This is a genomic window from Actinomycetota bacterium (assembly GCA_035536535.1).
Taxonomy (GTDB): Bacteria; Actinomycetota; JAICYB01; order JAICYB01; family JAICYB01; genus DATLNZ01.
Genome location: DATLNZ010000096.1, coordinates 1 through 10130 on the forward strand (window position 1 = coordinate 1; position 10130 = coordinate 10130).

The following is a 10130-nucleotide window of genomic DNA, read 5'->3' on the forward strand; positions in this document are numbered from 1 at the left end:
CGCCGCCCTTTTTCGACGAAGGCTTGCCGGCTGCCTGCTCCTTGGGCGCCGGAGCGGCCTTCAGGGCGCGCTCGGGCTTGGCGGCGGCCTTCGCGGTCTTGGCCTTTGCCTTTGCCTTGGGCGCGGCATCCTTCACGGCCCGGACCACGGGCTTGGCCCCCGCGGCTTCGCGCGCCTTCTTCGGCGCGGCCACGGGCGGCTTGCTGCCCCGGGCGGGAGTCTTGGCCCTGGACTGCGCGGGCGCCGCCTTGCCGGACCTCGTGGCGGCGGCGGGCTTGGAGGCTTTTGCGGGCTTGGCCGCCGCGGCCTTTACGGCCGCCTTCGCCGTGGACTTCTTTACCGCGGGCGAGGGCTTGGAGGCTGCGTTCTTCTTTGTTCGTGCGGGCTTGGCCAAAGGGGCCACGCTCCTTCCATGTCGTTTTCGAGCGGGGGCCGCGGAGGGGGCGTGAAGATGCGGCCCACCCATGGTATCGACTTCCCCCCGTTACGGATACGGCTTCGGGGGACGAATCCCTGCTAGATACCCACGAATCGGGTGTCTCAGACCTCCAGACTTTCGGGGGAGCGGGGCTTGGGCCAGGGATAGGACAGCGGCCGCTCGCTTTCCACGAACCGCACACCCTCGGCCCTGTCCAGCCAGGACGCCACCACCGACCGCTCGGGCAGCCCCTCGGCGGGGACCGACAGGCTCACGTCCCCCGGCCCCCCCGCCGGCGAGGGGCCGGGGGACTCGGGACCGGGCACCGGGGGGCCGGGCAGCGACTCGAGCCGGCCGTCCCGAAGGACCACACGCCCCTCCGGACACTCCAGGACCACCCGTCCGGCCGCCGCCAGCGCCTGCAGGACCCCGGCCCTGGCCACCACCCGCACCAGTTCCGCGAAGGCGTCGCGGTGCGCCGCCGCCTCCTCGAACCTGTGTCCGGACGCCAGCCGCTCCAGCTTTGCCCGCAGCTTCTCGCGCGCGCTGTCCAGTCCGGCGGACAGGTCGCCGCGCGCCGCCAGAACGGCTGAGTCGTGGGACTCGACATCCTGGGGCCGTCCGGTGCACGGTCCGTGGCAGGACCCCAGGGCGTACAGCGGACAAGGCTCGACGGGTGCGTCGTCCTTGAGGCGCAGCGAGCACGTCCGGACCCCCCACAGCCCGGCCAGCGTGGTGGCCGCCGCCTCGGCCCGCGCCCGCGAGGAGAACGGGCCGATGCACAGCCCCTGGGCAGGGGGCTTTCTGACCACCGAAAAGCGCGGGTGACGCTCCTTGGTCAGTGTGAGGAACACCGGGGACCTGCGCCGGACGCCGCGGCGGTTGTACCTGGGCGTCAGCCGCTCGATCAGCCTGGCCTCGAGCGCCTCGGCCTCCACGTCCAGCTCGCAGGGGACCACGTCCACCGTCGAGACCTCGGCCAGCAGGTCGGTGATGCGCTTGCGCTCGTCGGAGACGAAGTAGGACCGCACCCGCGCCCGCAGGTCCGTCGCCTTGCCGACGTAGATGATCTCCCCGCGGGCGTTGCGGAACATGTAGACGCCGCGGCGCCTGGGCAGGTCCCGAGCCATCCGGACCTTCTCGAAGTGGGGGCCGGACGAGGGCCGCTGCAGCTCGACCAGCTCCGCCAGGGTTGTGACGCCGTAGGCCGACGCCCGCTCGAGCAGTCCGTACAGGACCTCCAGGCAGGCGGCGGCGTCCGGGAAGGCGCGGTGACAGGGCGAGTTGGTCGTCCGGAAGAATGCGGCGAGCGTCGCCAGGCGCAGGTCGCGGACCTCTGATCGGATGAGCCTTCGCGCGAGCTTGGCGGTGTCCAGCACCACGACCTCCGGCGGCTCGTAGTCCAGCAGACGGCATGCCTGGGCGATGAACCCCATGTCGAAGCGCGCGTTGTGGGCGACGAACACCGACGGGCCGAGAAACTCCAGGAACGTCGGCAGCACCGCGGGCAGCGGCTCGGCCCCCGCGAGCATCGACGGGACGATGCCCGTCAGAAGCTGGATCTGCGGAGGCAGGTCGCCGGCCGGGCGCACGAACGTCGAGAACGAGCCGAGAGGATGCCCGCCGCGGCTTTTTGCCGCCCCGATCTCCACGATCTCGCACGTCTTGGGGGAGCCGCCTGTCGTCTCGAGGTCGACGGCGCAGAACGTCACCTCGTGCAGGGGCGCCTGCAGGTCGTCGAAGCTCTTTTGCCTCGGCGCGGCCAGGGGGCGCCTCGCGGTTGCCGCACGCATCCGGCGAGGGTAGCGAACATGTGTTCGCAGGACAAGGAACCTCGCGGGGTGGCGTAGTATCGCCCGCGACTACGACAGGAGACGCGGTTTGGACGCGCTGAAGGTGTGGCTGGACTTTCTGTGACCGTTCGCCAGGATCGCAGCGGTCTGGCTGCGACGGGTTGAGTCCGAAGGGGTGCTCAAGACGCCTATCGAGTGGAAGGCGTTCTCCCTGGAGCACGTCAATCTGCCGGACGACGGCGACCCCGACGAGCTGTGGGCCACTGCGGCCGAGCGCGTCGGACTCCTGCCGCTGGCGGCATTCACGTGGGCCCGGGCCCGTGAGGACGACTCTCTGAGGAAGGTGCAGCAGGCGATCTTCGAGGCTCGCCACGTAGGCCGCGAAAAGGTCGGTTCGCCGGACGTCCTGGAGCGGGTGCTCTCCTCGGCGGGCGTGGACGGTCCGGCCGTCGTGTCGGAGCTGACGTCGGACCGCCGGTGGCTGGACGAGGCTCGGGCCGATCACGAGGAGGCGGTGAGCCTGGGGATCTTCGGGGTGCCGACGCTTTTGTTCCCGGGGTGCGGCGCGATGTTCGTCCGGCTCACGGCGATTCCGGAAGGCGACGACGTCGCCAGAGTCTTCGAGCGGGTGCGGCAGGCCTGCGCCGACCCGCTGGTGGACGAGTTGAAGAGGCCGAAGCCCAAATGACCGAGGAGCAACCGGTGGTGGGGGAGCCGGGGGCCGTCAGGTACAGGTGCTCGCTGTGCGGCAACCTGACGCGCTTTGACGTGGTGGAGTCCAGGCGGACGCGGTCGTTCTACCACTTCACGATCGGGGGCCTGCTGAGGGTGGAGTCCGAGGAGGTCCTGGACCGCACCGTGGAAGAGGTCCTGTGCCGCTGGTGTGGGACGTCGTCGGGCGTCGAGCAGGTGGCAGCCCTGGAATCGGAGGCCTGACCCCGGCTCCATTCCCTGCTTCACGCGCTCCCCTAGTCAGTGGAGAGGGATGTCGCTCCCGCGACGACGCCCGCCTAGTGAGGTGGCTTGTCGTACCCCGCTCCTACCATGCGTACACGTGTTCGTGGTGGGACGAACGAGATTTCGTGGTGGGAGGAACGAGATGCTGATCGATTGCAGCGACTGCCAGATGCAGCACACGTCGCACTGCCGCGACTGCATCGTGACCGCGCTGATCGAGCCGGGCTCGGAATGCGATGCGGTCGTGATCGACGCGGACGAAGAACGCGCGCTGCGTGAGATGGCGCGCCAAGGGCTGGTTCCGGAGATCAGGATGAGGCGCCGACCGCACTCGGCCTGACAGCTCAAGGGTAAGGACGCTGGGGCACCCCAGTGTCAACTTATGTCCCTAGAGGACGCCTCGGCTCAAGCGTAAGCACGCTGGGGCACCCCAGTGTCAACTTATGTCTCTAGAGCGAGCCTCGGGTCGAGGGACAGAACGCTGGGGCACCCGAGCGTCCTGACCTCGGAATGCCCACCATCTGATGGGATGTCTCTAGAGAAAGTCGTGGAAGAGCGCTCGGTAAACGGTCCAGGGGGAATCCGGGTGCTCCACCAGGTCCAACCGCAGGTTGACCCTCCAGTGCAACTGCTCTTCGTTGAGCAGGCGGAACCCCGCTTCCTGGACTACGTGTATTACACCTCGTTGCCAATCGGTCAGGGCGCCGCCAGGGTCGATTGCACCCGCCCGGAAGACCGACTCGTCGGAGGTGTACACGACGCCGCCGTGCCCGGACACCTGCGTCGTCAGTCTCTGCATGACGGCGTAAGGAGCCACCCAGGACAGCTCCACGCCGCACGCCTCCTCCGACGACCTCACCTGGAAGTAGGTGCTCCTCAATCCGCTTTCGAGATGGGCGCCGGCACACAGCTCAATCGCCCCGAAGGCCTCGAGCGACTTCATGACTTCGCGGTAGATGGGGTCGTCGATCTTCTTGTACACGTCTCGCCAAGAGGGCTTGTCCAGCGAACCCAGTGCTGCCTCCAAGTCGCGGTGGATCTGCTCAAGCGAAACGCTCACGGTCGGTCCTCCGGCTGGCGGCGGGCGTGGGTCCAGTCAGTCTTCCGCAGTTGCTGAGGCGCGGGTCTGTACGGCGACCTCATGAGTGGGTACTAGACGGGATGGACCGGGCAGGTTCGAGGTGGTCCTCCGGAAGGCGCTGCATGAGGCTCAGAATGGGTGCGCCCTCCTCGGGAGACCTGCTCCCGGCGGCATGGGCCGAGCGGGACTGGAGTGGCGCAGGGCAGTGCTGAAGGCCGTTGTGGACCAGGTGGTGGTGGTGAAGCCGGGGGGCGCAGGGGTTCTGCCGGAGTCGGTTGAGATCCCGTGGTCGGCTTATATTGCGGGGTCGCCTCGGGGGCCACAGCTTCTTCGAGCCCGCACAGTGTGCGACCGCGACAGCGAGTTCCGCAGCCAGCCCGCACTAGTGCTGCCCGGCATCACTAGTAGAACCTCATTGTCCTAACCGGGCGACGCGCACGTCGTCTTCTCACTTACTGGCCGAGCCAGGCTCCAGCTGTTCGGGCAGCTCTACCTCACCCATGGCGCCGAACCTAGCTCCAGCGAACATGAGGGCTGATACCGGATTTGCATCGGTATGCCAGTAGAAGGCTTCGTGCACTGAGTTGATGGCGTTCCAGGCACGCCGACGAACCGTCACATTGATGGTGGTGTCCTCATGAAAGACACAACGAGTGTGACCGAGGCCGGAAAGGCGTCGGTACTGCGTGCACGGCACCATCCTAAGAACGCCAGCCACGAGTTCAGGTCGTCTTCCGAAAACAGCAGTGAAGTCAAAAACATTGCATCAGGAGGATCCCTTCTCCATTCGATTGGGACACCAAATACGTCTAGTGCTGGAGGTTCCTCCCTTGGGCTACCCCCTCGGGGCCTGTTTATGAACGCCCCCCTGCACTGAGCACAGGACTGCTACTTGAAGTTCCGTCCCGTAAGGGCTTCCAGAGCCCCGTATGATCGTGAGTCAGCACTCTCTGTGGGCAGGTGTGGGCTAGCCTGCGCATAAAACGCCCCCCTCTTCGCTGTGACACTGTCCGGTTATCCTCCAGGGGAAGGGACACTCACCACTCCCCCAACACTCACCGAGCCCCCGATCGTGCGGCGGATCATCGAGATCGAATCCCGATGATTCAACCACCGAAGTGGTCCGGCTCGGACCCCAGGCGCCCGACCAGCACCACCCCGTTTGCCAGCACCTCGTCGAGGGTCAGGGTCGCTACCTCGTGGGTCCACCCCTTGCCGTCGCGAGTCAGGTACGTGAGGGCGGCAGTGTCATCGGCGAAGTCGACTCCGAGAACGAGCTCGCCAGCGAGGCACTCCAGCCGGAACAGGAAGACCGTGGTGAGCCAGCGACGAGAGAACGTGAGGAGGTGGACCCCGGATAGTCGGTCCACCGAAGCGACCTCGCCCACAGCAAATCTGAACCGCTTGATCGCGCGGGGACCGAGAGTCGAGCGGCATACGGACTTCGCACGCCCAACGACCAGTTCGGAGTCCGGATCCCTCGAGGACCGCAGAATTCCGTGCAGTGAGCCAAGCCTCCTCAGCACGGGATGCACGCGCGCCGGATCGACCTGCGGCTCTGCCCAGGCCTCTGTCATCGCGCGGGCGTACAGAGGCTGCGTGGGGGTGCGGCCGACCAAATCGAAGTGCTCGTAGGCGAGGAGTTGCCGCGGGCACTGCTGGACCGCCCAGGTCGCATACTCGCAAGTCGGGCTCGAGCCGCCGAGAGATTCGATGACAGCGTCGGCTTCCCCGTGCCGGGTCGGCGTGGGCTCACCCGCCCGCACCCGAACCGTGTGCGTTCCTCCGAAGCAGTCGACGGCCACGTCGAAGCCGGGTGGGGCTCCACCCACCGCGTCCCACTCAAGTCCGGCCCCCCCAAGGCCACGAGCGGGCCCGGGGCGACCACGGCGGTCGTCCCTGGGTGTCATCCCGCCGGGAATCCGATTTGGCCTGGCGTCATCTCCTCCATCTCCGGCCGGGCCCTGGCAGGACCAACGCGCCGCGTTGGGTCCACGTCAGAACCGGAGCAGCTCGAACATACCGGCCAGGATTCGTTCCAGCCGACCAGCTCCTGCGGCGAAGGATCTCCTCGAGCTCAGTCCGATCCTCGTCTTGGTCTGGGTGGAGCTGGCCTGTCGTGCGTCGATTGTAGGTCAGGCCACTGGCTAAACCGCACGCTCCCTTGGAAGTTCCTGGCGCCGGTACTGCTGGCTGGAGTTGTCGCCTCGGTGGCATGCTCCACCTCAACCAACTGCACAGCGGATGCGAGATTCGGAGTGCAGGCCCGGGTGTTGGATGACAGGAAAGGTCAGCCAGGCCTCAATGGAGCGACGGTCACCATCGCCGATGGTTCCTACCGCGAGGTCGTTACCGTGGGAGATTCGGGAGAACCCCGCATCCACGTCAGCGGCGGCTCCAGTACGCAGTTGAAGCCTGTCGTGCGTGAAGGCCTAACGGTCGGCGGCGCGAACGAACGACCGGGGCGATATCTGGTGACTGTGACCAAGCCCGGGTACAGGGAGTGGTCGCGGCGGGTGGTGGTCAAGGAGGAGCCGTCCGGCTGCCATGTTGAGACTAGGGAGCTCGAGGTGCGGTTGGAGCCATTGCCGTGAAGGCCACAGGACAGGGGACGGTCGAGCCTCGAACTGCTCGCCTGCTGGGCGAGCGCCTAACGCAGGAGCACTTCGCTCAGATGCACGTCCTGCACTCAGACCCCGAGTTCATGTTGCACCTCGGAGGCGTTCGCTCGCCGACCCAGACGCACGAGTATCTGGATCGGAACATCGCGGAATGGGACCACAACGGCTTCGGGGTGTGGATCCTGCGCGACCTCGAGTCTGGTGAGTTCGTCGGCCGAGGGGGGCTCCGCGTTCTTCGGCTTGAGGAGACGGACGAGGTCGAGATCGGCTGGGGCCTCCGTCCCGCATTCTGGGGCTTGGGGCTAGCAACCGAGTTCGCACACGAATGCTTGCGCATCGCGAGGGACGAACTCCAGACCCCGACGGTCGTAGCCACCACGTCCAAGCAGAACCATGCCTCCGAGCGCGTGGCGGAGCGACTCGGCATGGTGTTCGAGCGAGAGGTGGACCTGCAAGGCCTAGCGCTCAAATTGTTTCGAGTTCGCTTCGACGGCCCCTCCAACCCACGTCTGCAACGGGGACCGGTCGCTTCTCGACTCGATACCGCTGAAACGCAGGGCCCTTAGTGCGACGACCAGTCCTGCGCCCCCTGAAGGGTTCACTGATGGCGGTGTGGGTGGAGAAGGTGGGACGAGGGCAGTTCGCGACCCGACCGCAGGGGAGTACGCATGCGCTCGAAGTGGCCGAAGCTCACAAGCCACCCGAGGGCGGGTTTCTGCCGCTGCGCAGACTCCAAGTTCAGTCGATGAGCTACAGACGTAAACCGAACAGTGTCGTGACTCTATTTCGAGGTGAAGGTCCATCCTCAATACCTCTTCTACGGTCCGAGGGGGATGTGCGTGTGGTGAGAGTCGTGAGTGCCTCTTCCCACGGTCGTCTAGATCGTTACGAGACTGGTTCTCCGCCGTTGTCCCCCATGGCGATCTCCAGCATCGACTCGATGTGGGTCAACGCTTCGCGCGGCGTCGGGTTCCGGAAGCAGAGGTCCTTCAGCATCCTTCTCCCGGCGACAGGCTCCCTGTGCCCGGGCCACACGGGCAGGGACAACTCCGGCACCGTCAGCCGCTCCACCACGAGACTGCCCCCGTGGACCAAAGGGCTGACCTGGGTGTGCTGGTCGGTAGCGCCGCGTCCGGACAGCGCCACGAGCACCTCGTGCTCGTCGAACGGTTCCCTTGCCAGGCTCACGGCTGCGCACTCAAAGCCGGTGGAGGCGTAGCTGACGCCCAGCACCACCGCCTGCGGCCACTGCACGGGAACCTGAATCGCCTCCAAGACCCGCGTTTGGGGCGGGTCGCCCATGACGGACAGCAGGTAATTCACCCCGGCGTGGGGGCGGGAGGCGAGGTAGGTCCGCGCGGGACCGGATTCGACGTTGGCTCCGAGAGTTCGCCACAGGCCGTGTCCGAACGCGGACGTCGCTTGGGAGCCCGTCACCAGCTTGGCGGCCTCGGCGATGACGCTGTCGAGGTTGATCCTGACGATCGCCAGGTACTCCTCTTCCGAGATCTCCTGTCCGCGGCCGTAGTCGCGCCGGAAGCGGGCGATCCTGGCGTCGCGCAGGGCCCGGTGGGAGTCCGGATCCTCCATCGCCGACGTCAGGTAGGCGAGGGTTGGGGGTGAGGTCACCAAGGCGTCCGGAAGCTTACCGGCCACGTCAGGCGGAGAATGCATCTAGGCGAATAACGCGCGCCGTTGTCAGCCGTTGGACTCGCCCCGCGCGGCCTCCGCGCCACATCCTTTCACCTGCGCATGGACCCGGCTATGCTTTGGCCCGTTTGGCCCGGGTCACGGAGCGGGCCGTGGCCACGTACATCGGGACGCCATGATCCGTCTGCACCTCGTGGGTTTCACCCCCGACCTCAAGGGCCTCGTGTTCAGCGGACGACGGGGGGGCAAAACCGGTACCTACTGGGTGCCGGTCAACGACGCGTTCATGCGCGCGCTGGACCAGCTCGAGACCGCCCGCCGGGAAGCCGCGGGCACCGCCCCCAAGAAGGGATCTGCCAAGGCCGCGCCGGCAGCCGCGCCGGGCGGAGGGCGCCAGGCCCCAGCCGAAGCCGCCGTGGCCGAGGTGCTCGAGCTGTTGCCGAAGCGCCAGCTGCGGGCGCTTCGTGAGGCCGCGGCCACCGCGGAGAGATCGCAGAGCAGGCTGACGCCCAAGGACATCCAGCAGATGCTCCGCGAAGGACGCACCGTCAAGGAGGTCGCAGCGCAGGCGGGGGTCGAGGAGGCCTGGGTCGAGCGGTTCGAGGGCCCGGTCCTGCACGAGATGGCCGGCATGATCCAGATGACCCGGGACGGCTACCAGACCCGGCCCCGGCTCGGACGCTCCGGACTGTCCGTCGGCCGCGCCATTCAGAGGAACCTCATCGACCGCAAAGCCACCTCCCAGACCATGTCGGAGCTCGAGGATGGGTGGGAGGCGCGCCGGACGAACACCCGCGCCTGGCGGGTCCGCCTCAGGTTCACCCACCGCGGCAAGCGCCGCTTGGCCGAGTGGGAGCTGCTGCGCGAGGCGGGGACCGTCCGGCCGCGCAACCAGCTGGCTCGCGAGCTCGGGTGGTGGGCGCCGGACGTGACCAACACCGTCAGCCTCGAGGACGCCGGAGAGGAAGGCGCCGAAGGGGACGTCGCCGCGGCCGATCAGCCGCAGCAGTCCGAACAGACGTCGCGCAGCCCCCGACAGAAGACCGCCAAAACCTCCAGGTCACCCAGGTCGCGGAAGGCAGCCAAGACCCGCAAGCCGGCGCCGAGATCGCGAAAGGCTGCTGCGTCGCGAGCCAAGCCGGTCCGGAAGACTGCGTCTTCGAAGAGCAAGGCCTCCACGTCGAAGAAGAAGCCGAAGGCGGCCTCCTCCAAGAGAGCCACGACTGCGAAGAAGTCGTCGTCGAAGTCCGCCGCAAAGACGAGAAAGACTTCCAAGACTGGGGCGCGGAAGACGTCCGCCTCGAAGCCGGCTGCGAAGTCGCGCCGCTCGGCCCCCGCGAGGAAGTCCCGCTCGTCTCGTTGAGCGTCGTCCTGGTCCCGATCGACGGGTCCGAGGCGTCCGAGCGCGCGCTGGCCAGGGGGGCCGAGGCCGCCCGGGAGCTGGGGCTGCCCGTGCTGGTGCTCCAGGTCGTGCCGACGGCGCTGTCCAGCGACGTGTCCGGCCTGGACGCCACGAGCGACGACGCGGAGTACGAGTTCGCGCGTGGGTGCGTTGACAAAGGGCTGGAAATCCTGCGCAACCTCGGCGCATCGGGTGAGGGAATGGTGAT

General features: G+C 67.3%; 13 protein-coding genes. 8 read left to right on the forward strand and 5 right to left on the reverse strand.

Annotated features, from left to right (window positions below; translation table 11 throughout):
* Positions 1 to 394: hypothetical protein (locus VNE62_06635; GenBank protein HVE91958.1), on the reverse strand; the 394-nt coding region annotated here is incomplete at its 3' end.
* A 146-nt stretch (positions 395 to 540) separates the two neighbouring features.
* Positions 541 to 2211 carry a DEDD exonuclease domain-containing protein gene (locus tag VNE62_06640; GenBank protein ID HVE91959.1) on the reverse strand — a complete coding sequence of 557 codons (1671 nt, stop codon included), beginning with the start codon at positions 2209 to 2211 and terminating at the stop codon, positions 541 to 543.
* Between the two features lie 175 nt (positions 2212 to 2386).
* Here VNE62_06640 and VNE62_06645 point away from each other — a divergent pair, with 175 nt between their 5' ends.
* The 3 genes from VNE62_06645 to VNE62_06655 all read left to right on the forward strand — a co-directional run bounded on the left by VNE62_06645 (position 2387) and on the right by VNE62_06655 (position 3508).
* Positions 2387 to 2899, forward strand: coding sequence for a DsbA family protein (locus VNE62_06645; GenBank protein HVE91960.1), 513 nt, complete (start codon positions 2387 to 2389; stop codon positions 2897 to 2899).
* Positions 2896 to 3147 carry a hypothetical protein gene (locus tag VNE62_06650; GenBank protein ID HVE91961.1) on the forward strand — a complete coding sequence of 84 codons (252 nt, stop codon included), beginning with the start codon at positions 2896 to 2898 and terminating at the stop codon, positions 3145 to 3147. Before VNE62_06645 ends, VNE62_06650 begins: the two co-directional genes overlap by 4 nt.
* 163 nt (positions 3148 to 3310) lie before the next feature.
* Positions 3311 to 3508, forward strand: coding sequence for a hypothetical protein (locus tag VNE62_06655; GenBank protein HVE91962.1), 198 nt, complete (start codon positions 3311 to 3313; stop codon positions 3506 to 3508).
* Positions 3509 to 3703: 195 nt separating this feature from the next.
* On the opposite strand, the gene VNE62_06660 is transcribed toward VNE62_06655, so the two are convergent.
* Positions 3704 to 4228 carry a hypothetical protein gene (locus VNE62_06660; protein HVE91963.1) on the reverse strand — a complete coding sequence of 175 codons (525 nt, stop codon included), beginning with the start codon at positions 4226 to 4228 and terminating at the stop codon, positions 3704 to 3706.
* Between the two features lie 193 nt (positions 4229 to 4421).
* Between VNE62_06660 and VNE62_06665 the strand changes: the two genes are divergently transcribed.
* Complete coding sequence (locus tag VNE62_06665; protein ID HVE91964.1) at positions 4422 to 4673, forward strand: hypothetical protein; 252 nt, start codon at positions 4422 to 4424, stop codon at positions 4671 to 4673.
* A 682-nt stretch (positions 4674 to 5355) separates the two neighbouring features.
* Here VNE62_06665 and VNE62_06670 read toward each other — a convergent pair.
* Positions 5356 to 6081, reverse strand: coding sequence for a hypothetical protein (locus VNE62_06670; GenBank protein HVE91965.1), 726 nt, complete (start codon positions 6079 to 6081; stop codon positions 5356 to 5358).
* A 441-nt stretch (positions 6082 to 6522) separates the two neighbouring features.
* On the opposite strand from VNE62_06670, the gene VNE62_06675 reads away from it, so the two are divergent.
* Complete coding sequence (locus VNE62_06675) at positions 6523 to 6843, forward strand: hypothetical protein (GenBank protein HVE91966.1); 321 nt, start codon at positions 6523 to 6525, stop codon at positions 6841 to 6843.
* Positions 6840 to 7436, forward strand: a complete 597-nt coding sequence (locus VNE62_06680; GenBank protein ID HVE91967.1) for a GNAT family N-acetyltransferase — start codon at positions 6840 to 6842, stop codon at positions 7434 to 7436. Before VNE62_06675 ends, VNE62_06680 begins: the two co-directional genes overlap by 4 nt.
* 319 nt (positions 7437 to 7755) lie before the next feature.
* Here the strand turns inward: VNE62_06680 and VNE62_06685 are convergent, their stop codons facing one another.
* Entirely contained in the window at positions 7756 to 8526 is a 771-nt protein-coding gene (locus tag VNE62_06685) for a hypothetical protein (protein ID HVE91968.1), read from the reverse strand.
* A 169-nt stretch (positions 8527 to 8695) separates the two neighbouring features.
* Between VNE62_06685 and sepH the strand changes: the two genes are divergently transcribed.
* Both sepH and VNE62_06695 read left to right on the forward strand, forming a co-directional pair.
* Positions 8696 to 9883, forward strand: a complete 1188-nt coding sequence (gene sepH, locus VNE62_06690; protein HVE91969.1) for a septation protein SepH — start codon at positions 8696 to 8698, stop codon at positions 9881 to 9883.
* Positions 9880 to 10130, forward strand: a 251-nt coding sequence (locus VNE62_06695; protein HVE91970.1) for a universal stress protein, incomplete at its 3' end; no start/stop codon positions are given. The genes sepH and VNE62_06695, both read left to right, overlap by 4 nt.